Here is a 22012-nt window from a genome sequence, read left to right as displayed (position 1 = left end):
CCCCGAGATCTACCCACGCGACGCCCCTCTTCCCCCACCCGGCGCCCTTCCGATCCCCCGCCGCCGCACCCGCACCCGCGAAGGCTGCGCCGGCACCGGCTGCAGCTGCACCGGCCGCGGCGCCGTCGGGCGAGTATCGTGCAAGCCACGCGTCGCCGTCGGTGCGCAAGTTCGCGCGCGAACTCGGCGTCGAAGTCGCACGCGTGCAGGGTACCGGTCCGAAGGGCCGCATCACGAAGGAAGACATCACGGGCTTCGTGAAGGGCGTGATGACGGGCCAGCGCGCGGCACCGGCCGCGGCAGCCGCGCCGGCAGGCGGCGGCGAGCTGAACCTGCTGCCGTGGCCGAAGGTCGACTTCTCGAAGTTCGGCCCGTTCGAAGCGAAGCCGCTGTCGCGCATCAAGAAGATCTCGGGCGCGAACCTGCATCGCAACTGGGTGATGATCCCGCACGTCACGAACAACGACGAAGCGGACATCACCGAGCTCGAAGCGCTGCGCGTCCAGCTGAACAAGGAGCACGAGAAGGCGGGCGTGAAGTTCACGATGCTCGCGTTCGTGATCAAGGCGGTCGTCGCTGCGCTGAAGAAGTTCCCGACCTTCAACGCGAGCCTCGATGGCGACAACCTGGTGTTCAAGCAGTACTACCACGTCGGTTTCGCTGCCGATACGCCGAACGGCCTCGTCGTGCCGGTGATCCGCGATGCGGACAAGAAGGGTCTCGTCGACATCGCGAAGGAAATGGCCGAGCTGTCGAAGGCCGCGCGCGACGGCAAGCTGAAGCCGGACCAGATGCAAGGCGGCTGCTTCTCGATCTCGTCGCTCGGCGGGATCGGCGGCACCAACTTCACGCCGATCATCAACGCGCCGGAAGTCGCAATCCTCGGGTTGTCGCGCGGCCAGATGAAGCCGGTGTGGGACGGCAAGCAGTTCGTGCCGCGGCTGACGCTGCCGCTGTCGCTGTCGTATGACCATCGCGTGATCGATGGCGCGGAAGCCGCGCGGTTCAATGCGTATCTCGGAGCGCTGCTCGGGGATTTCCGTCGCATCATTCTTTGATGAGCGTGGGAGTGGCTCGCGGGGGCGTGGGGTTGATGTCTGTGATCCGCGCCCTGTCGTTGAACCTGTTTTGCTAAGGGTCTGCTAGCGTCGCCCCTGCGCGGGGCGGCGGTCACTTTTCTTTGTCTTCCAAAGAAAAGTAACCAAAAGAAAGGCGCGTCCTTGGGCGGACGGCAAAGGTGGTTCTGCCCAGCGTCGCGTTCTCTTGTCAGGCCTGTCGGGTTCTTTCGCGAGTTTCTCCCCCTCTGTCTGCAGCTAATCAAGAAGGGGACAGTAATGAGTCTCATCGAAGTCAAGGTTCCGGATATCGGCGATTTCAGCGGCGTCGATGTCATCGAAGTCAACGTGAAGCCGGGCGACGTGATCGAAAAAGAGCAAACGCTCATCACGCTCGAATCCGATAAAGCCTCCATGGAAGTGCCCAGCGACGTCGCCGGCACGGTCAAGGAAGTCAAGGTCAAAGCCGGCGAGAAAGTCTCGCAAGGCACCGTCATCGCCATCGTCGAAGCAGCGGCAGGCGATGCCGCACCCGCGAAAGCACCTGAGGCAGCGAAACCCGCAGCCGCTGCGCCGGCACCGGCCGCAGCCGCTCCGGCGCCCACGCCGCAAGCCGGCAGCTATGCCGGCGCGGTGGACATCGAGTGCGACATGCTCGTGCTCGGCGCCGGCCCGGGCGGTTACTCGGCCGCGTTCCGCTCAGCCGACCTCGGCATGAAGACGGTGCTGGTCGAACGCTACTCGACGCTCGGCGGCGTGTGCCTGAACGTCGGTTGCATCCCGTCGAAGGCACTGCTGCACACGGCGCTCGTCATCGACGAAGCCGCGGCGCTCGCATCGCACGGCATCACGTTCGGCAAGCCGGAAGTCGATCTCGACAAGCTGCGCGACTTCAAGGGCGGCGTCGTCAAGAAACTGACGACGGGCCTCGCCGGCATGGCGAAGGCGCGCAAGGTCGAAGTCGTCACCGGCGTCGGCGCATTCGTCGATCCGTATCACATGGAAGTGCAGGGCGAAAACGGCAAGAAGGTCGTCAAGTTCAAGCAGGCGATCATCGCCGCGGGCTCGCAAGCCGTGAAGCTGCCGTTCATGCCGGAAGACCCGCGCGTCGTCGATTCGACGGGCGCACTCGAACTGCGCCAACTGCCGAAGCGGATGCTCGTGATCGGCGGCGGCATCATCGGCCTCGAAATGGCAACGGTGTACGCGACGCTCGGCGCCGAGATCGACGTGGTCGAAATGATGGACGGCCTGATGATGGGCGCGGACCGCGATCTCGTGAAGGTCTGGGAAAAGTACAACGCGAAGCGCTTCGGCAACGTGATGCTGAAGACCAAGACGGTCGGCGCGGAAGCGAAGGAAGACGGCATCTACGTGAAGTTCGAGGGCGAGAAGGCGCCGGCGGAAGCGCAGCGCTACGACCTCGTGCTCGTCGCGGTGGGCCGCAGCCCGAACGGCAAGACGATCGGCGCCGACAAGGCCGGCGTCGCCGTCACCGACCGCGGCTTCATCGACGTCGACAAGCAGATGCGCACGAACGTCCCGCACATCTTCGCGATCGGCGACGTCGTCGGCCAGCCGATGCTCGCGCACAAGGCCGTGCATGAAGGCCACGTCGCAGCGGAAGCCGCGCACGGCGAGAAGGCGTACTTCGACGCGCTGCAGATCCCGTCGGTGGCGTACACCGATCCGGAAGTGGCGTGGGCCGGCAAGACGGAAGACCAGTGCAAGGCCGAAGGCATCAAGTACGGCAAGGCGGTGTTCCCGTGGGCCGCATCGGGCCGCGCGATCGCGAACGGCCGTGACGAAGGCTTCACGAAGCTGATCTTCGACGAGGAAACCCATCGCGTGATCGGCGGCGGCATCGTCGGCCTGAATGCGGGCGACCTGATCAGCGAAGTGTGTCTCGCCGTCGAGATGGGCGCGGACGCGGAAGACATCGGCAAGACGATCCATCCGCACCCGACGCTCGGCGAATCGATCGGCATGGCCGCCGAGCTGTACGAAGGCGTGTGTACGGACCTGCCGCCGCAACGCAAGAAGTAACTCGACCGGCATGGCCGGCCTCGCGCCAGCCATGAAAAACGCCGCCGCCCGGGACATCCGGACGGCGGCGTTTTCTTTTGCCCGAGGCCGACGGCAGCCCGCCGTCCGTGTTACGTCGACGCATCGACGATGGCCGGCCGCGCGGTGTGTCGGCGCCGGAAACGAAAAAGCCGCGCAGTGCGCGGCTTTTTCAGGAGCAGGGACGCTTACGCGGCCGGCTTGGTCGAGCGGCGCGATGCAGCAGCGCTTGCAGCCTTCGTCGCGACAGCGGCAGCCGCGTTGAAGTTCGTTTCGGCGATCTCGACGGCTTGCTTCGCAGCCTTCTGGACCGTTTCGTACGTGGTGTTCGCTGCATTCAGCGCCGACTTCAGTGCGGCGACAGCCGTTTCCGAACCGGCCGGGGCGTTCTTCGCGACGTTGTCGACGAGCGCCTGGACCTTCTTGTTCTGCTCATCGAATTGCGCTTCTGCAACCTTCGCGAACTCGGCTTGCGTCGACGACGCGATTTCATACAGGTGACGGGTGTACGACAGCACCTTTTCCGCGACCGGCTGCGACAGGCTCGCTTGCAGCGCGATCAGTTCCTGTGCGTCCTTCACCGACAGCAGACGCTGTGCGTTTTCCTGGCTTTCCGTCAGCGTCGACTTCACGACCTGCAGGTTGAGTTCGATCAGCTTTTCGACGCCTTCGAACGCCTTGGTCGTCAGACCGAACAGGCTTTCGAGGTTGGCTTTCTGGGCGGCGGCGATTTGCTCGGGGGTCAGCAAGGACATGTCAAGCTCCTGAAAAGCGATCGCGTCGATCGCAGGGATAAAGGGCACTACGCTGGGGAACCTCGGAGCTGCGGGCTTTGTGCATCGCAGCAATGAGTCATATTTTAGGGCACAGAAAAGTCTTGTCAAGCATTTTTTGTGCGTTGCACAATCGCGACAAATTATCGATAAAACAACGAGTTATCGCGCGCATCCGGAATCGGTTTCATGCGTGTTTTCCCACATGGTGCGCACCCGGCCGGGGCAGGCGCGCCGCACCATGATCATGCACAGGTAAACCTGACAGGCATGTGGAACGTTATGCTTCTGTTCCTGTCGAAAAGCGCGCCGTTTCAATGCGCGTGCCGTGGCGACGTGCCGCCGCCGTGGCCGAGACCGGTGCCGCAGGCACACCGAGCGCCGGATCCGTACTTTCCCCGCTTTAATTTCTCGTCAAAGTGACGTTATCTCAATTAACCGCGTGGTAATTCGGGAGGCGGGTACTGTCGGGCAGCGCATCTCATGAATTTTTTCGATGGGGGCGGGAGGGTCGATCGATGGATCGTCGGGCGACCCTTACATTCCGGTTTAACGACGATCGGTAAGTGCCTAATATTGCTCTTTTTTTAAGCTTTAACTACACTTGCGGAAACCTCCCGCCCGCTTTGTCCAGACCCCAATGAAAGCCGAATCGTTTTCACCACGCAGATTGTTGCAGAGCATGACGCTCGGCACGGCTGTGTCGGTCGCCGTCGCCTTGCTGGCGACCACCGCGTCCGTCACGCCGGTTGACGCCTTTGCCGCCACTGCGAAGACCCACCAGGCCACCAAGAAAGCCGCTTCCACTTCGTCCGCGAAGAAGTCGCTGAAGGCTGCCTCCGCCAAATCCGCCGACGTCGCGTCGGCCGATGCGCCGCGCGCGAAGGCATCGCGCAAGCGCGCGACGCTCACGGCGAACGTGCACGGCCACCGTGGCGCGGTGCGCAAGGTCGCGTTCCAGCCGCGTCGCCCGACGGTCGGCCAGGCGTTCGGCCTGCACGACACGCCGGACGCGCTCGCGTTGCGCTCGAGTGTCGCCTACGTCGTCGACCAGAACACCGGCGAGCCGCTGTTCGACAAGAATTCGCACGCCGTCGTGCCGATCGCGTCGATCTCGAAGCTGATGACGGCGATGGTCGTGCTCGACTCGAAGTCGCCGATGACCGACCAGCTCGAGGTCACCGACGAAGATCGCGACTACGAAAAGGGCACGGGCTCGCGCCTGTCGGTCGGCTCGGTCCTGTCGCGCGAGGATATGCTGCACATCGCGCTGATGGCATCGGAAAACCGCGCGGCTGCCGCGCTGTCGCGCTACTACCCGGGCGGCCGTCCGGCCTTCATCGCCGCGATGAACGCGAAGGCGAAGACGCTCGGCATGAACGACACGCACTTCGAGAATTCGACGGGCCTGTCGAGCTCGAACGTGTCGAGCGCGCGCGACCTCGTGAAGATGGTCAATGCGGCGTACCAGTACCCGATGATTCGCCAGTTCTCCACCGATCGGACGTACGACGTCTATACGGGCAAGCGCAACCTGGTCTACAACAGCACGAACGCGCTGATCCGCGGCAACGGTTCGTGGGACATCGGCCTGCAGAAGACGGGCTTCATCAACGAGGCAGGCGAATGTCTCGTGATGCAGGCGACGATCCATGGCCGGCCGATGGTGATGGTGCTGCTGGATTCGTTCGGCAAGTATTCGCGCTTCGCCGACGCGGCGCGCCTGCGCAACTGGCTCGACGCCGGCGGCGGCGAGCGCCTGACGGCGGCCAACACGGCGAACGGCGGCACCTGATCGCGTCGCGGCGGTTTGCCGTCGCACCGGTCGCCGCAAAGAAAAAGCCCCGCAATCGCGGGGCTTTTTTTCGTTCGGTCGCCGTGCGGCGGGTGGCGCGACTCATGCGTGCCGTTGCAGTCCTTCCGTATCCTTCGCGGGCGCGGGGCGGTAGCCGAGCGATTCCGAGATGGTCAGCGCGGTGCGGCTCAACTGGCCGAGCCACGCGTCCTGCAGGCGGTCGGCCGGTGCCGACAGCGACAGGCCGGCGACGAGCTTGCCCGAATCGTCGTAGATGCCGGCCGCGATACAGCGCACGCCCAGCTCCAGTTCCTCGTTGTCGCGCGCACACGATTGCTGGCGCACGAGCGTCAGCTCGCGCTCGAGCTTCGCGATGTCGGTAATGCTGTTCTGCGTATGGCCGGACAGCCCGGTGCGCGTCGCATAGGCGCGCACGCGCGACGTTTCGTCGACCGCGAGGAACAGCTTGCCGACCGACGTCAGGTGCAGCGGCGCGCGGCCGCCGATCGCGCGGACGACCTGCATCCCCGAACGTTCCGAATACGCGCGCTCGATATAGACGATTTCGTCGCCCTGGCGTACCGACAGGTTCACGGTCTGGCCCGTCAGGCGGTGCAACTCGCGCATCGGCATCAGTGCCGCGTCACGTACCGACAGGCGCGCCTTCACGAGGTTGCCGAGCTCCAGCAGCCGCATGCCGAGCCGGTACGTGCCGGGATCGGAGCGGTCGACGAGGCGGCAGGTCACCATGTCGTTGAGGATACGGTGCGCGGTCGACGGATGCAGCTCCGTGCGCTGGGCAAGCTCCTTCAGGCTGACGGGGTCGCTGTGCGCGGCGAGCGCGTCCAGCAGCCGCATCATGCGTTCGATCACTTGGATCGACGTTTTGGAATCCGGGGTGGGTTGGCTCATGTCGGCGGAGAATCGGTTGACGCGTCAAGCGGTATTGCGTCGATTGTATCTCGTATTGTGAAAAAAGCGAACGCCGTTCGAGGAAGTCCTCGTTTCCTGACATCCATGCTTGCGCATGCGCCGGCGTTGGTCTTGCCGGCCAAACGGCGGATAATGAGAGCCGTTTTCTCGAAGGAGCGCGTATGCGAGTCGGTTTGTTCGTGACCTGCCTGGTCGACCTGATGCGTCCGGAAATCGGCTTTTCCGCGCTGAAACTGATTCGCGACGCCGGCTACGAGGTGTTCGTGCCGCCCGCGCAAACCTGCTGCGGCCAGCCGGCCTACAACTCGGGCGACCGCGCGCTCGCGCGCGACCTCGCGGAAAAGACGCTGCGCGAGTTCGAGCAGTTCGATTACGTCGTCGTGCCGTCGGGCTCGTGCGGCGGCATGATCCGCGCGCACTACGGCGACCTGTTCCGCGACGACCCCGAACTGATGGGGCGCTATGCGCGGTTCCAGCAGAAAGTCTACGAGCTGACCGATTTCCTCGCGAACGTCGCGAAGGTCACGCTCGCGCCCGGCGAATTCGCGGGGCCCGTCACCTACCACGACTCGTGCTCGGGCCTGCGCGAACTCGGCGTGAAAGCGCAGCCGCGCGCGCTGCTCGCGCAGCGCGGCGTGGCCGTTACCGAGATGAAGGATTGCGAGCACTGCTGCGGCTTCGGCGGCACGTTCGCGGTCAAGTACGGCGACATTTCGGCAGCCATCGCGGACGAGAAATGCGCGAACGTGCGCGCGTCCGGCGCGGGCGCCGTCGTGTTGGGCGATCTCGGCTGCATGCTGAACATCGAAGGGCGGTTGCGCCGCACGGGCGACCGCGACACGCGCGTGCTGCACGTCGCGCAGGTGCTGGCGGGCGACGTCTGACGCCCGGTTCCGCTCACTTTTCCCCGATACCGCGATGCAAGTCCAATCGATGCATTTCAAGGCGCGTGCCGGCCAGAAGCTGGCCGACCAGCGCTTGCAGCAGAACCTGAAGAAGCTGTCGACGAAGTTCGTGTCCGCGCGCGCCGACGCGATGACCGCGATCGACTTCCAGGCGACGCGCGCCGCGCTGAAGGCGCGCCGCAACCGTGCGCTGGAGAACCTCGACGTGTGGCTCGAGGCGTTCGAGCGCGAGGCGGCGCGGCGCGGCACGACGGTGCTGTTCGCGGAAACGACCGAGGACGCCGCGCGGCTCGTCGCCGACATCGCGCGGCGCCACGACGTGAAGAAGGTCATCAAGACGAAGTCGATGGTGTCCGAGGAAATGCGCCTGAACGCGGTGCTCGCCGAGATGGGCGTGCAGTCGATCGAGACGGACCTCGGCGAATACATCCTGCAGATCAACGACAACGAGCCGCCGAGCCACATCATTGCGCCCGTCGTGCACAAGGACAAGGACGAGATCGCCGACCTGTTCGCGCGTACGCACCATCGCGAGCGGCTGACCGAGATTCCCGACATGACGCGCGAGGCGCGCGAGGTGCTGCGCCCGCATTTCCTGTCGGCCGACATGGGCGTGACGGGCGGCAACTTCGTGATCGCCGAGACGGGTTCGGTCGCGATCGTCACGAACGAAGGCAACGAAGGCATGTGCACGGTGATGCCGCGCGTGCATGTCGCGGTGACGGGCATCGAGAAGGTGCTGCCGACGCTCGAGGATCTCGCGACCGCGATGCGTCTGCTGCCGCGTTCGGCGACCGGACAGAAGACGTCGAATTACTTCTCCCTGCTCACCGGGCCGCGCGGCCCGGCAGACGAGGACGGCCCGGAGCACAACTATGTCGTGCTCGTCGACGGCGGCCGCACGGGCCTGATCGGCGGCGAATTCCAGGAGATGCTGCGCTGCATCCGCTGCGGCGCGTGCATGAACCATTGCCCGGTGTACCAGAAGGTCGGCGGGCACGCGTACGGATGGGTCTATCCGGGCCCGATGGGGTCGGTGCTGACGCCGAGCTATGTCGGGATCGACCGTGCGCTCGACCTGCCGCAGGCCGCGACGCTGTGCGGCGAATGCGACAGCGTCTGCCCGGTGGGGATCCCGCTGTCGCACCTGCTGCGCACGCTGCGCGAGAAACAGGTCGAGCGGCACCTGCGGCCGTGGCGCGAGCGCGCCGCACTCGCCGCGTGGGGCTTTTTCGCGCGCCGACCGCTGCTTTACGCGCTGACGACCAAGCTCGCGGTGCGGGTCCTCGAGCGGCTCGGCGGCAGCGGCGGCATGCTGCGGCGGCTGCCGATGATGGGCGGCTGGATGGACACGCGCGACATGCCGACCCCGACCGGTCGCACGTTCCGCGAACTGTACGCGGCATCGCAAAGCCACCTCGGCTGACGACTGTTCATCGGGCGACAACAGTGCGTTCGCTATTTATGTATTTATCTCGATAGATGCGCTCTATAGAATCTCGTCTGTAGTCCCCGGAATTGGGTTTCGAGGAATGAGGTCAAGGAGCCGCATCATGAAAAAGACAATATCGATGTACTGGCCGCTGGCAATCGTCGTCCCGCTCGCCGCGCTCGCCTATCTGCACGCGATGGCCGACGCGCCGTCGCGTGGTCCGCTCGCCGTGCATCAGGCATCGGCCGAACTGGCGCGCGCGGTGTCGTTCGGGCTCGTCGACGACGCGGCGCAACCGTTGCCGGCCGCCTCCGGCGACGTCGTGCTGGCCGCACCCAAGGCGCTGTAAGGCACGCCGCCGTCGCTTTGCGCGGCGGCGCGATTTCGGGCGCCTTTGTATAATGGCGCGTTCTTCTCCGACGCGGTTCGCCGCGGCTTTCCGATAGTGCGATGACCCGCGTTGCGATCTGTTTTGTCTGTCTCGGCAATATCTGCCGTTCGCCCACGGCGGAAGGCGTGATGCGCCACCAGGTGGACGCGGCCGGGCTGGCCGAGCACATCACGATCGATTCGGCCGGCACCGGTGACTGGCACGTCGGCGAACCGCCCGACACGCGCGCGCAGGCGGCGGCCCGTACCCGCGGCTACGACCTCTCGGCGCTGCGGGCGCGGCAGGTGAGCGCGGCGGATTTCGAGCGGTTCGACCTGCTGCTGGCGATGGACGAAGCCAATCTCGCGGAATTGCGCCGGCGCTGTCCGCCCGAGCATCGCGACAAGGTGCGCCTCCTGATGGAATTCGCGTCGGGCGCGGCCGAAATCGAAGTGGCCGATCCTTATTTCGGCGGCGCGCAGGGCTTCGAACAGGTGCTCGATCAGGTCGAGCGCGCCTGCGCGGGCCTGCTGGACACCCTCCGGAGCCGTACCGGACGCTGATCGCGGCAAGGTATTCAGCGTGCTGCGAATACCCTGCCGCAGACATGGATACTTGACTAAAATCGTCAAATATTTATACTTGACCAAAATCGTCAAGATTGCAGTCCCCTAGACACCATGAGACTCACCACCAAAGGCCGTTTCGCCGTCACGGCGATGATTGACTTGGCACTGCGCCAGGAGCAGGGCCCGGTGACGCTTGCAGGCATCAGCCAGCGCCAGCGGATTTCGCTCTCGTATCTCGAACAGCTGTTCGGGAAGCTGCGCAGGCATGAAATCGTCGAATCCGTGCGCGGCCCGGGCGGCGGCTACAACCTCGCGCGCCGCGCGCAGGACGTCACCGTCGCCGACATCATCATCGCGGTCGATGAACCGCTCGACGCCACGCAGTGCGGCGGCAAAGGCACGTGCGACGGCTCGAAGCAGCCCGACGGCCATTGCATGACGCACGAGCTGTGGTCGACCCTGAACCAGAAAATGGTCGAATACCTCGATTCGGTGTCGCTGCAGGATCTCGTCGATCAGCAGCGTGCACGCGAGGGCGCACCCGCGGTGCTGCGCGACCGGCGCGCGCCGGAGCCCGTCGCGGCGCCGGCCGAACCGGTGCGTACGATGCCGCTCGGCCCCAATTCGGTGTTCAACATCGCGAGTTCGTGAGCGCGAACGCGCCGCACACCCCATAACGCACATAGTCCCTGCACAGAATACCCGGAGCGACAGATGACCCAAGAGACTCTCCACCTGCCCATCTACATGGATTACAGCGCGACGACGCCGGTCGACCCGCGCGTGGTCGACAAGATGGTGCCGTATCTGCGCGAGCAGTTCGGCAACCCGGCATCGCGCAGCCACGCATACGGCTGGGATGCGGAGCGCGCGGTTGAGGAAGCGCGCGAGCAGGTGGCCGCGCTGGTGAACGCGGATCCGCGCGAGATCATCTGGACGTCCGGCGCAACGGAGTCGGACAACCTCGCGATCAAGGGTGCCGCGAACTTCTACAAGGGCAAGGGCAAGCACATCGTCACGGTGAAGACCGAGCACAAGGCCGTGCTCGACACCTGCCGCGAGCTCGAGCGCGACGGCTTCGAAGTCACCTATCTCGACGTAAAGGAAGACGGCCTGATCGACCTCGACGTGTTCAAGGCCGCGCTGCGCCCGGACACGATCCTCGTGTCGGTGATGCACGTGAACAACGAGATCGGCGTGATCCAGGATATCGAGACGATCGGCGAGATCTGCCGCGAGAAGGGCATCGTGTTCCACGTCGACGCCGCGCAGTCGACCGGCAAGGTCGAGATCGATCTCGCGAAGCTGAAGGTCGACCTGATGTCGTTCTCGGCGCACAAGACGTACGGCCCGAAGGGCATCGGCGCGCTGTACGTGCGCCGCAAGCCGCGCGTGCGCATCGAAGCGCAGATGCACGGCGGCGGTCACGAGCGCGGCATGCGTTCGGGCACGCTGGCGACGCACCAGATCGTCGGCATGGGCGAAGCGTTCCGCATCGCGCGCGAAGAAATGGCGACCGAGAACGAGCGCGTCCGCATGCTGCGCGACAAGCTGCTGCGCGGCCTGTCGCAGATCGAGGAAACGTACGTGAACGGCGACATGGAGCACCGTGTCCCGCACAACCTGAACATCAGCTTCAACTTCGTCGAAGGCGAGTCGCTGATCATGGCGATCAAGGATGTCGCGGTGTCGTCGGGTTCCGCTTGCACGTCGGCGTCGCTGGAGCCTTCGTACGTGCTGCGTGCGCTCGGCCGCAACGACGAACTCGCCCACAGCTCGATCCGCTTCACGGTCGGCCGCTTCACGACGGAGCAGGACGTCGACTTCGTGATCGACCTGCTGAACAGCAAGATCTCGAAGCTGCGCGAACTGTCGCCGCTCTGGGAAATGCACCAGGAAGGCATCGATCTGTCCACGATCGAATGGGCTGCGCACTGAACATCGCATTGAGTACATTCGCGGGCGAATTTGCGCACGCAGACGTAACGAGTCAAGGAGTCTGAGTCATGTCATACAGCAACAAGGTTCTGGATCACTACGAAAACCCGCGTAACGTCGGTTCGTTCGCGAAGGACGACGACGCGGTCGGTACGGGCATGGTCGGCGCGCCGGCCTGCGGCGACGTGATGAAGCTGCAGATCCGCGTCGGCGCGGACGGCGTGATCGAAGACGCGAAGTTCAAGACGTACGGCTGCGGTTCGGCCATCGCGTCGAGCTCGCTCGTGACCGAATGGGTGAAGGGCAAGACGCTCGACGAGGCGCTGTCGATCAAGAACACGCAGATCGCCGAAGAACTTGCACTGCCGCCGGTGAAGATTCACTGCTCGATTCTCGCGGAAGACGCGATCAAGGCAGCCGTGGCCGACTACAAGAAGCGCCACGACACCACGGAAGGCGATCAGGCAGCGGCCTGAGCGGCATCGAGCGGCTTGTGAAGGATCGCGGCGGGCCCCAGGCGTGCCGCGGCAAGGACATCATGGCAATTACACTGACCGAAAAAGCAGCACAGCACGTCCAGAAATACCTCGTCCGTCGCGGCAAGGGTGTGGGCCTGCGGCTTGGCGTTCGCACGACCGGGTGCTCGGGGCTCGCGTACAAGCTCGAGTATGTCGACGAGCTCGCTCCCGAGGATCAGGTATTCGAGAGCCATGGCGTGAAGGTCATCGTCGACCCGAAGAGCCTCGCGTACATCGACGGCACCCAACTCGACTTCGCGCGCGAAGGCCTGAACGAAGGGTTCAAGTTCAACAACCCGAACGTGAAGGACGAGTGCGGCTGCGGCGAATCGTTCCGCGTCTGACGCGGTCTTCCGCGCAATGCGGGCAAGAGGCGGCACGGGCCGCCTTTTTAATGTGCGGCGTTTGCCGCGCGATGAACCGGAATTGAACGCGACGATGGTTTCGCTGAAAGACAGCCACTTCGATCTGTTTCACCTGCCGGCGCAATTCGCGCTCGACGAGGCGACGCTCGACAGCGCGTATCGCACGGTGCAGACGCAAGTGCACCCGGACCGCTTCGCGGCGGCCGGCGATGCGCAAAAACGCATCGCGATGCAATGGGCGACGCGTGCGAACGAGGCCTACCGTACGCTGCGCGATCCGTTGAAGCGTGCGACCTATCTGTTGTTGCTGCGCGGCGTCGACATCGGTGCTGAAAACAACACCGCGATGGAGCCCGCGTTCCTGATGCAGCAGATGGAGTGGCGCGAAGGCATCGAGGATGCCGCGGCCGCCCGCAACGTCGACGCGCTCGATGCGCTGCTCGCCGAACTGCGTGATGAGAAGCGCGTGCGCCTCGAGCGCCTCGGCACGTTGCTCGACAGCGCAGCCGACCAGGCCGCCGCCGAGGCCGTACGCCAGCTGATGTTCATCGAACGCGTCGCGTCGGAAGTGGGCGCGCAGATCGAGCGCCTCGAAACTTAACCGCGTGCCTCGCGGCACGCGCAGCAAACGGGCCGAGCGCCCGAACGAACCAAGATGGCTTTACTGCAAATTTCCGAACCGGGCATGGCGCCGGCGCCGCACCAGCGGCGACTCGCTGTCGGGATCGATCTCGGCACGACGAACTCGCTCGTCGCGGCCGTGCGCAACAGCGTGCCCGAAGTGCTGCCGGACGACGCGGGCCGCGCGCTGCTGCCGTCGGTGGTCCGTTATCTGGAGAAGGGCGGCCGCCGCATCGGCCACGAAGCGAAGGAGCAGGCCGCGACCGATCCGCGCAACACGATCGTATCGGTCAAGCGCTTCATGGGCCGCGGCAAGGCCGAGGTCGAAGGCGCGGCGAACGCACCTTACGAATTCGTCGATGCGCCGGGCATGGTGCAGATCAGCACGATCGACGGCGTGAAGAGCCCGGTCGAAGTGTCGGCCGAGATTCTCGCGACGCTGCGTTACCGCGCGGAAGACACGCTCGGCGACGAACTGGTCGGCGCGGTGATCACGGTGCCCGCGTATTTCGACGAGGCGCAGCGCCAGGCGACGAAGGACGCCGCGCGTCTCGCGGGCCTCAACGTGCTGCGCCTGCTGAACGAACCGACCGCGGCCGCGATCGCCTACGGTCTCGACAACGCGGCCGAAGGCCTCTACGCGGTGTACGACCTCGGCGGCGGCACGTTCGACCTGTCGATCCTGAAGCTGACGAAGGGCGTGTTCGAAGTGCTGGCTGCGGGCGGCGATTCCGCACTCGGCGGCGACGATTTCGATCACGTGCTGTTCGGTCACGTGCTCGCACAGGCCGGCATCGACGTGAAGGCGCTCGCGCCCGAGGACGTGCGCCTGCTGCTCGATCGCGTGCGCGTGCTGAAGGAAGCGCTGTCGTCCGCGCCGCAGGCGTCGCTCGACGTGACGCTGTCGAACGGTGCGCAGCTCGTGCAGACGATCTCGCACGACACGTTCGCGTCGCTCGTCGAGCCGCTCGTGCAGCGTACGCTGACACCGACCCGCAAGGCATTGCGCGACGCGCAGGTGACCCCGGCCGACATCAAGGGTGTCGTGCTGGTTGGCGGCGCGACGCGCATGCCGGTGATCCGCGATGCGGTCGCGAAGTATTTCGGCCAGCCGCCGCTCGTCAATCTCGATCCGGACCAGGTGGTTGCGCTCGGCGCGGCGATTCAGGCCGACCTGCTCGCCGGCAATCGCGGCGGCGGCGACGACTGGCTGCTGCTCGACGTGATCCCCCTGTCGCTCGGTGTCGAGACGATGGGCGGTCTCGTCGAGAAGATCATTCCGCGCAACTCGACGATTCCGATCGCGCGTGCGCAGGAGTTCACGACCTTCAAGGACGGTCAGACCGCGATGGCGATCCACGTCGTGCAAGGCGAGCGCGAGCTCGTCGCCGACTGCCGGTCGCTCGCACGCTTCGAGCTGCGCGGCATCCCGCCGATGACGGCCGGTGCGGCGCGCATCCGCGTGACCTATCAGGTCGATGCGGACGGGCTGCTGTCGGTGTTCGCACGCGAGCAGCATTCGGGCGTCGAGGCATCGGTCGTTGTGAAGCCGTCGTACGGCCTCGCCGACGACGACATCGCGAAGATGCTCGAGGACAGCTTCAAGACCGCCGAGATCGACATGCGCGCACGCGCGCTGCGCGAAGCTCAGGTCGAGGCCCAGCGGATGATCGAGGCGACGCAGGCGGCGCTGGCGGCCGACGGCGAATTGCTCGATGACGCCGAACGCACGCAGGTCGACGCGCTCGTCGCGGCGCTGCGCACGATCGCTCAGGGCGACGACGCGGACGCGATCGAAACCGCGACCAAGGCATTGGCCGACGGCACCGACGAATTCGCGGCGCGCCGGATGGACAAGAGCATCAAGCGCGCATTGTCGGGCCGACGGCTCGACGAGATCTGAACGAACGACCTGCACGCGGGCCGGCGACGGCCCGCGCGATATTGAACCGTGCGGCGCCAGCCGCCGCACCCTGACTGACGGAACGGACATGCCTCAACTGGTAGTGCTGCCTCACGTCGAACTGTGTCCGGACGGCGCAGTGATCGACGCGACGCCCGGCAAGAGTATTTGCGACAACCTGCTCGACCACGGGATCGAGATCGAGCATGCATGCGAGAAGTCGTGCGCATGCACGACCTGCCACGTGGTGATCCGCGAGGGCTTCAACGATCTCGAGCCGTCCGAAGAGGACGAAGACGACCTGCTCGACAAGGCGTGGGGCCTCGAGCCGACGTCGCGCCTGTCGTGCCAGGCGATCGTGCAGGAAGATTCGGACCTGGTGGTCGAGATCCCGAAGTACTCGATCAACCACGCGAAGGAAAATCACTGACGGTTCGGCGGGGCGGGCGGCGCGTATCATGTGCGTTCCGCCTAGCGAACTCGCTACATACACGGGAGAGCAGGCCATGAAATGGACCGATTCGCGCGAAATCGCCATCGCGCTGGCAGACAAGCATCCGGATGTCGATCCGCAGCGGATCAATTTCGTCGACCTGCGCCAATGGGTCATCGAGCTCGATGGCTTCTCCGACGATCCCAGCCACTCGGGCGAGAAAATCCTCGAAGCGATCCAGGCTCACTGGATCGACGAATCCGACTTCGACGACGAAGACTGAGGTTCGCGCCCGGCGCCCGGCACTCGCTCGGCGCCGCTCCCGCAAAAAAGAAAAGGCTCGTGATGCTGTCACGAGCCTTTTTCATTTCCGGCGCGGCACAAGGGCCGCCCGGCGATTCGTCACGCGTTGCGTGTTACGCGCCGACCAGCGTGCCGTTCTCGATCCGCACGCGCTGACCCTGGCCGAACGGCGGCGCGCTGTGGTACGTGAACGTACGCGTCGCGCCGCTTTCCATCTGGACCTGCACCTGGTAGTCGGTTTCCGCGCGCACCTGCTTCTCGACCTGGTTGCCGGCAAGACCGCCGCCGAGCGCGCCAATGATGGTCATCGCGGTGCGGCCGTTGCCGTGACCGAACTGGTTGCCGAGCAGGCCGCCGGCTGCTGCGCCGCCGACCGCGCCGATCCCCGAGCTCTGGCCCGGCGTGCGCGATTGCGTGATCGAGACGATCGTGCCGCAGCTCTGGCAATAGGCCGGCTGAGCGGGCGCGGACTGCTGTTGCGCATATTGCGGCGGTTGCGGTGCCGGCGTGTGGCGGTGGTGCGTGGCTGCCGGGCGCGGCGCGGGCTTCGGTTCGGCTTGTGCCGCCGCCGCCTTCTCGGCCGCAGCCTTTTGCTCAGCCTTTTGCTGCGCGGCCTGTTCGGCTGCCTGCTGCTGCGCTTGCGCGGCTAGCGCGGCACTCGCTGCCGCGGCCGTATCGACGGCCGGCTGCGACGCAATCAGCGCGGCCTGGGTCTGACCGTTCTGCGCGTTATTGCTGCTGGCCTTCGGGAGGATGCCCGTAATCGCGGCGGTGGCGGCGAGGCTGGCGACGATGACGGCGCCTGCCGCGGTCGCGATGAGCGGGTGGAGGCGTTGTTTTTGCGGCGTGGTCTGATTCTGGTTGTCCATGTTTTTCTCCGGTGTCGACCCGGCTCCGCACGTTGGCGCTGGCCGGATCCCACGCTTCGGGAGCGAGCAGACTTGGCGTTCCGGCGCCGCGTTCTGGTCCCGTGGTCATGCGTGGTGACGCAACAGGAGTGTCGTCTACCGGCGAGCGGCGCACCGTATCAAGGTGTAACGAATTGCAGCAAGGGACCGGCGCGCGTAACCGGGAAAACCCGGAGAAGGCCGTCACGACGAGGGGATAAAACGGGGGAGGATCGAAAGCCAGCGGACGCCGGCAGGCGGGATTTACGCGTGGTTACAAACCGCACGCGTGCGCGCCGCGGGGCGCGGCGCACACGCAAGCGCGAGCGTCAGTCTTCGCGGCGCAGGTGCGGGAACAGCAGCACGTCGCGGATCGTCGGGCTGTCGGTCAGCAGCATCACGAGACGGTCGATGCCGATCCCGCAGCCGCCCGTCGGCGGCATCCCGTGTTCGAGCGCGCGGATGTAGTCGGCGTCGAAGAACATCGCTTCCTCGTCGCCGGCATCCTTCTGCTCGACCTGCTTCTTGAAACGCGCGGCCTGGTCTTCCGGATCGTTCAGCTCCGAGAAGCCGTTCGCGATCTCGCGGCCCGTCATGAACAGCTCGAAACGCTCGGTGATGCCCGGCGTCGTATCCGACGCGCGTGCGAGCGGCGACACTTCGACCGGGTAGTCGATGATGTAGGTCGGCTCCCACAGCTGCGATTCGGCGGTTTCCTCGAACAGCGCAAGCTGCAGCGCGCCGATGCCGGCGTTCAGGAAGGCGGGCTGCGACACGTCGACGCCGAAGCGCTTCAGTTCGGTACGCAGGAATGCGTCGTCCGACAGCTGGCCGTCGGTGTATTGCGGCGCGTACTTCTGGATCGCCTGCGTGATCGTCAGGCGGTGGAACGGCTTTGCGAGGTCGAGTTCGCGGCCCTGGTACTGGATCGTCGCGGTGCCGAGCGCATCGATCGCCGCCTGGCGGATCAGCTGCTCGGTGAAGTCCATCAGCCAGCGGTAATCGGTGTACGCGGCGTAGAACTCCATCATCGTGAATTCCGGGTTGTGGCGCGGCGACACGCCTTCATTCCGGAAATTGCGGTTGATCTCGAACACGCGCTCGAAGCCGCCGACGATCAGGCGCTTCAGGTACAGCTCCGGTGCGATGCGCAGGAACATCTGCATGTCGAGCGCGTTGTGATGCGTGACGAACGGCTTGGCCGCGGCGCCGCCCGGGATCGGGTGCAGCATCGGCGTTTCGACTTCCATGAAGTCGGCGTTGTCCATGAACTTGCGGATCGACGCGATGGTCCGGGTGCGCGCGCGGAACGTGTCGCGCGTTTCCGGCGTGACGATCAGGTCGACGTAGCGCTGGCGATAGCGCATCTCCTGGTCGGCGAGGCCGTGGAACTTGTCCGGCAGCGGGCGCAGCGCCTTCGACAGCAGGCGCAGTTCCTTGCACTGGACCGACAGCTCGCCCTTGTTGGTGCGGAACAGCACGCCGCGGGCGGCGACGATGTCGCCGAGGTCCCACTTCTTGAATGCGTCGTAGGTTTCCGCGCCGACGTCGTTCGGCGTCACGAAGAACTGGATCTGGCCCGAACCGTCCTGCACCGTCGCGAAGCTCGCCTTGCCCATCACGCGCTTGAGCATCATGCGGCCGGCGACCGACACCTCGACCGGGTTCGCTTCGAGCGCGGCCTTGTCCGAGTCGGCGAAGGTTGCCTGGAGATCGGCGGCGTGATGCGTCGGCCGGAAATCGTTCGGATAGGCGACGCCTTGCTCGCGCAATGCGCGCAGCTTCTCGCGGCGCTCGGCGATGATCTGGTTTTCGTCCGCCGCGACGGCGGGCTGCGTTTGGGTCGGTTCGGTCATGATGGTCGGAATTCGGAATGGGTGCGGCAACGCAACGGGAAGGGCGGCGCGACCGGAGAGGCCGCGCCGCGGCGCTTACACGCCCTGTTTGAGGCTCGCGCTGATGAAGTCGTCGAGATCGCCGTCGAGCACGGCTCGCGTGTTGCTCATTTCGACGTTCGTGCGCAGGTCCTTCACGCGGCTCTGGTCGAGCACGTACGAACGGATCTGGTGGCCCCAGCCCACATCGGTCTTGCTCGATTCGAGCTTGTCCTGCTCGGCCTGGCGCTTGCGCATTTCGGCTTCGTACAGGCGCGACTTCAGCATCGCCATCGCTTCGGCGCGGTTGCGGTGCTGCGAGCGGTCGTTCTGGCACTGCACGACAATGCCGGTCGGCATGTGCGTGATCCGCACGGCCGAATCGGTCTTGTTGATGTGCTGGCCGCCCGCGCCCGACGCGCGGTACGTGTCGATGCGCAGGTCGGCCGGATTGACCTCGACTTCGATCGAGTCGTCGATTTCCGGATACACGAACACCGACGAGAACGACGTGTGGCGGCCGCCGGACGAGTCGAACGGCGACTTGCGCACGAGGCGGTGGATGCCCGTTTCGGTGCGCAGGAAGCCGTATGCGTATTCGCCCGTGACCTTGACCGTCGCGTTCTTGATGCCGGCGACGTCGCCGTCCGACTCTTCGAGCACTTCGGCCTTGAAGCCCTTGCGCTCGCAGTAGCGCAGGTATTGGCGCAGCAGCATCGACGCCCAGTCGCACGCCTCGGTGCCGCCGGCGCCGGCCTGGATGTCGATGAAGCAGTTGTTCGGGTCGGCCGGGTTCGAGAACATCCGGCGGAATTCGATGTCGCCGACGCGCGCTTCGAGCTTCTTCGCGTCGTCTTCGGATGCGACGAGGGTGTCTTCGTCGCCTTCCTCGCGTGCGAGCTCGAACAGGTCGAGCGCATCGCGCAGGTCGCTATCGAGCGCGGTGAGCGTCGTGACGACGCCTTCGAGCAGCTTCTTCTCGCGGCCGAGTGCCTGGGCGTTCTTCGAATCGTTCCAGACGTTCGGGTCTTCGAGTTCCTTGTTGACTTCGGTCAGACGCGCAGATTTGGCGTCGTAGTCAAAGATACCCCCGAAGCTCGCCCGCGCGGGTGCGCAGGTCGAGCAGGGAGCTTTCGATCGCGTTGAGACGTTCCGCTTCCATGATCGTTCGCTGTTCTTGCTTCGTAAAAAAGCGGAATTATAGCCGATCGGCGGGGTTTCCCGGTGACGCGGGGTGTGCTTGCATGCGCGCCGTGGCCCCGTTCGGCGCGGCGCGTATGCGGCCCACGAGCGCGCGGGCCGGGTGGCCGGTGCTCAGCCGGCCGCGTGCTCGACGATCAGCTGGACGCGCGTCACGCCGTTCCACGTGTCGGCGACGAGGCGATACGCGATCAGCGCGCTCGCCGGCAGCGGCTCGGGGTGGTTGAACCAGATCGCGTTGAAGCGCTGGCGGCCGCGCGCCAGCTGCAGCTTCAGGTGCTTTTCCTTCACGAGCGACTGCGACACGACGTCGAACTCGCCGGAGAAAAGCGGGGCCGGAAAGCCCTGGCCCCAGACGGCTTCGTCGAGCAGCCCGACGAACTGCGGCGTGAAATACGCGTCCTCCAGTTCGCCGTCGGTCTCGATCACGCGCGCGAGCGCGTCGTCGGACAGCCATTCGCGCGCGACGGCCTCGAACGCGGCCGCGAAGCGCGGCACGTCGTCGGTGCCGAGCGTGAGGCCGGCCGCCATCGCGTGGCCGCCGAACGCGACGATCAGGTCGGGCTCGCGCTTCGACACCAGGTCGAGCGCGTCGCGCAGGTGGAAGCCGGGAATCGAGCGACCCGAACCCTTGACCCGCGTGCCGGCTTCGTCCGCATGCGCGAACGTGAACGACGGGCGGTGGAATTTCTCCTTGAGCCGCCCGGCGACGATGCCGATCACGCCCTGGTGCCATTCGGGATTGAACAGCGTGATCGTGCACGCGTCGGCCGGATCGACGTCGGCGAGGTCGGCGAGCGCCTGCTGCTGCATGCCGGCCTCGATCTCGCGGCGCTCGCGGTTCATCACGTCGAGCTGCTGCGCGAGGTCCCACGCGCGGCCGATGTCGTCGGTGATCAGGCATTCGATGCCGAGCGACATGTCGGAGAGCCGCCCGGCGGCATTCAGGCGCGGGCCGAGGCCGAAGCCAAGGTCGAACCCCGATGCGGTGCGCGCCTCGCGGCCGGCGGCGCGAAACAGCGCGGCGATGCCCGGCTGCATGCGGCCGTTGCGGATGCGTTGCAGCCCCTGTGCGACGAGCACGCGATTGTTGCCGTCGAGCCGCACCACGTCGGCGACGGTGCCGAGCGCGACGAGGTCGAGCAGTCCGTCGAGGCGCGGCTCGGCTTCCTTGCTCGCGAACGCGCCGCGGCGGCGCAGCTCGGCGCGCAGCGCGAGCAACACGTAGAACATCACGCCGACACCGGCGATGTGCTTGCTCGGGAACGCGCAGCCGGGCTGGTTCGGGTTCACGATCGCGCGCGCGGCGGGCAGTGCGTCGCCGGGCAGGTGGTGGTCGGTCACGAGCACGTCGATGCCGCGTGCATTCGCGGCTTCGACGCCCGCGACGCTCGCGATTCCGTTGTCGACGGTGATCAGCAGGTCGGGCTTGCGGGCGGCCGCGAGTTCGACGATCTCGGGCGTGAGCCCGTAGCCGTATTCGAAGCGGTTCGGCACCAGGTAGTCGATCTGCGCGCCGAACATCCGCAGGCCGCGCACCGCGACCGCACAGGCGGTCGCGCCGTCGCAGTCGTAGTCGGCGACGACCAGCAGGCGCCGCTTGTCGGCGATCGCGTCGGCGAGCAGCGACGCGGCGTCCGCGCAGCCTTTCAGTTCGGTGGGCGGCACGAGGCGCGCGAGCGCGGTCTCGATGTCGGTCGGGGACTGCACGCCGCGCGATGCATACAGGCGCGCGAGGACGGGGTGCAGGCCGTGGCGCGCGAGCGCTTCGGCGTCGGCGGGCGCGACGGGGCGGGTAACGATCCGGGTCATACGAGTGGGGTCATTCGAACAGGGACGCCAGCGCGCGGCGGCGCCAGAACTTGCGCAGGTCGCCGCGCGTCGCGTGCAGCGTCACGGAGCTGGTGTCGCCGCACAGCGTGAAATCGACGCTGGCCAGCTCGCCGTTCCGCAGCGCGGCGAGGGTCGGCGCGAACCAGTCGCGCTCGAGCATGGCGAGCGCGTCGTGCCAGCGTGCCCAGTCCTGTTCGATGAACGGGGCGGACAGCGCCGGCAGCTCGACGAGCGTCGCGCA

General features: G+C 65.9%; 21 protein-coding genes and 1 pseudogene. 15 read left to right on the top strand and 7 right to left on the bottom strand.

What is annotated here, in order from left to right; translation table 11 throughout:
* Both F3J14_RS24300 and lpdA read left to right on the top strand, forming a co-directional pair.
* The coding region (locus F3J14_RS24300; RefSeq protein ID WP_166725155.1) for a dihydrolipoyllysine-residue acetyltransferase at nt 1-1058 on the top strand (1058 nt) is incomplete at its 5' end.
* 276 nt (nt 1059-1334) lie between these two features.
* Nucleotides 1335-3101 carry a dihydrolipoyl dehydrogenase gene (gene lpdA, locus F3J14_RS24295; protein WP_166725154.1) on the top strand — a complete coding sequence of 589 codons (1767 nt, stop codon included), beginning with the start codon at nt 1335-1337 and terminating at the stop codon, nt 3099-3101.
* A gap of 206 nt (nt 3102-3307) precedes the next feature.
* On the opposite strand, the gene F3J14_RS24290 is transcribed toward lpdA, so the two are convergent.
* Complete coding sequence (locus tag F3J14_RS24290; protein ID WP_166725153.1) at nt 3308-3874, bottom strand: phasin family protein; 567 nt, start codon at nt 3872-3874, stop codon at nt 3308-3310.
* A gap of 658 nt (nt 3875-4532) precedes the next feature.
* On the opposite strand from F3J14_RS24290, the gene pbpG reads away from it, so the two are divergent.
* A complete protein-coding gene (gene pbpG, locus F3J14_RS24285) occupies nt 4533-5687 on the top strand; it encodes a D-alanyl-D-alanine endopeptidase (protein ID WP_166725152.1) in 1155 nt (384 codons plus the stop codon).
* A 102-nt stretch (nt 5688-5789) separates the two neighbouring features.
* On the opposite strand, the gene F3J14_RS24280 is transcribed toward pbpG, so the two are convergent.
* Nucleotides 5790-6599, bottom strand: coding sequence for an IclR family transcriptional regulator (locus F3J14_RS24280; protein ID WP_006754125.1), 810 nt, complete (start codon nt 6597-6599; stop codon nt 5790-5792).
* Between the two features lie 182 nt (nt 6600-6781).
* Here F3J14_RS24280 and F3J14_RS24275 point away from each other — a divergent pair, with 182 nt between their 5' ends.
* From F3J14_RS24275 to iscX, 12 genes are all read left to right on the top strand, one after another.
* Nucleotides 6782-7504, top strand: coding sequence for a (Fe-S)-binding protein (locus F3J14_RS24275; RefSeq protein WP_006760274.1), 723 nt, complete (start codon nt 6782-6784; stop codon nt 7502-7504).
* A 34-nt stretch (nt 7505-7538) separates the two neighbouring features.
* The gene (locus F3J14_RS24270) at nt 7539-8951 is read left to right on the top strand and encodes a lactate utilization protein B (protein WP_166725151.1); all 1413 of its coding nucleotides are present in this window, start codon (nt 7539-7541) and stop codon (nt 8949-8951) included.
* Between the two features lie 127 nt (nt 8952-9078).
* Nucleotides 9079-9306, top strand: coding sequence for a hypothetical protein (locus tag F3J14_RS24265; protein WP_166725150.1), 228 nt, complete (start codon nt 9079-9081; stop codon nt 9304-9306).
* A gap of 101 nt (nt 9307-9407) precedes the next feature.
* Nucleotides 9408-9890 carry a low molecular weight protein-tyrosine-phosphatase gene (locus F3J14_RS24260; protein WP_166725149.1) on the top strand — a complete coding sequence of 161 codons (483 nt, stop codon included), beginning with the start codon at nt 9408-9410 and terminating at the stop codon, nt 9888-9890.
* 117 nt (nt 9891-10007) lie between these two features.
* Nucleotides 10008-10547: a Fe-S cluster assembly transcriptional regulator IscR gene (iscR, locus tag F3J14_RS24255; protein WP_006401955.1), complete on the top strand. Its 540-nt coding sequence runs from the start codon at nt 10008-10010 to the stop codon at nt 10545-10547.
* 63 nt (nt 10548-10610) lie between these two features.
* Entirely contained in the window at nt 10611-11834 is a 1224-nt protein-coding gene (locus F3J14_RS24250) for an IscS subfamily cysteine desulfurase (RefSeq protein WP_166725148.1), read from the top strand.
* Between the two features lie 68 nt (nt 11835-11902).
* Nucleotides 11903-12310 (top strand): Fe-S cluster assembly scaffold IscU, encoded by a 408-nt coding sequence (iscU, locus tag F3J14_RS24245; RefSeq protein WP_006754131.1) that lies wholly within the window; start codon nt 11903-11905, stop codon nt 12308-12310.
* A 62-nt stretch (nt 12311-12372) separates the two neighbouring features.
* Entirely contained in the window at nt 12373-12696 is a 324-nt protein-coding gene (gene iscA / locus F3J14_RS24240) for an iron-sulfur cluster assembly protein IscA (RefSeq protein WP_006754132.1), read from the top strand.
* A gap of 94 nt (nt 12697-12790) precedes the next feature.
* Nucleotides 12791-13318, top strand: a complete 528-nt coding sequence (gene hscB / locus F3J14_RS24235) for a Fe-S protein assembly co-chaperone HscB (protein ID WP_166725147.1) — start codon at nt 12791-12793, stop codon at nt 13316-13318.
* Nucleotides 13319-13372: 54 nt separating this feature from the next.
* A complete protein-coding gene (hscA, locus tag F3J14_RS24230) occupies nt 13373-15241 on the top strand; it encodes a Fe-S protein assembly chaperone HscA (protein ID WP_166725146.1) in 1869 nt (622 codons plus the stop codon).
* A gap of 88 nt (nt 15242-15329) precedes the next feature.
* On the top strand, nt 15330-15671 hold the full coding sequence (fdx, locus tag F3J14_RS24225; protein WP_011657374.1) for an ISC system 2Fe-2S type ferredoxin: 342 nt from the start codon (nt 15330-15332) through the stop codon (nt 15669-15671).
* Nucleotides 15672-15747: 76 nt separating this feature from the next.
* Nucleotides 15748-15957 (top strand): Fe-S cluster assembly protein IscX, encoded by a 210-nt coding sequence (iscX, locus tag F3J14_RS24220; RefSeq protein WP_006754136.1) that lies wholly within the window; start codon nt 15748-15750, stop codon nt 15955-15957.
* Nucleotides 15958-16090: 133 nt separating this feature from the next.
* Here iscX and F3J14_RS24215 read toward each other — a convergent pair whose 3' ends face one another.
* The 5 genes and pseudogenes from F3J14_RS24215 to F3J14_RS24195 all read right to left on the bottom strand — a co-directional run.
* The gene (locus F3J14_RS24215) at nt 16091-16846 is read right to left on the bottom strand and encodes a glycine zipper 2TM domain-containing protein (protein WP_166725145.1); all 756 of its coding nucleotides are present in this window, start codon (nt 16844-16846) and stop codon (nt 16091-16093) included.
* 347 nt (nt 16847-17193) lie between these two features.
* Nucleotides 17194-18720 carry a lysine--tRNA ligase gene (gene lysS / locus F3J14_RS24210; RefSeq protein ID WP_011657372.1) on the bottom strand — a complete coding sequence of 509 codons (1527 nt, stop codon included), beginning with the start codon at nt 18718-18720 and terminating at the stop codon, nt 17194-17196.
* Between the two features lie 75 nt (nt 18721-18795).
* Nucleotides 18796-19900, bottom strand: a protein-coding gene (gene prfB / locus F3J14_RS24205) for a peptide chain release factor 2 (protein WP_098143590.1) whose coding sequence is annotated in 2 segments (ribosomal slippage) — nt 18796-19818 and nt 19820-19900 — 1104 coding nt in all. Because the reading frame shifts where the segments join, the coding sequence is not laid out codon by codon here.
* 152 nt (nt 19901-20052) lie between these two features.
* Nucleotides 20053-21750 carry a single-stranded-DNA-specific exonuclease RecJ gene (recJ, locus tag F3J14_RS24200; protein WP_166725144.1) on the bottom strand — a complete coding sequence of 566 codons (1698 nt, stop codon included), beginning with the start codon at nt 21748-21750 and terminating at the stop codon, nt 20053-20055.
* A gap of 10 nt (nt 21751-21760) precedes the next feature.
* Nucleotides 21761-22012 (bottom strand): annotated as a pseudogene (locus tag F3J14_RS24195) (regulator); the annotation flags it as partial.

Origin of the sequence: Burkholderia sp. Tr-862 (genome assembly GCF_011753085.1) — a bacterium.
GTDB lineage: Bacteria > Pseudomonadota > Gammaproteobacteria > Burkholderiales > Burkholderiaceae > Burkholderia > Burkholderia ambifaria.
This window is presented reverse-complemented; position numbering and strand designations above follow the sequence as displayed.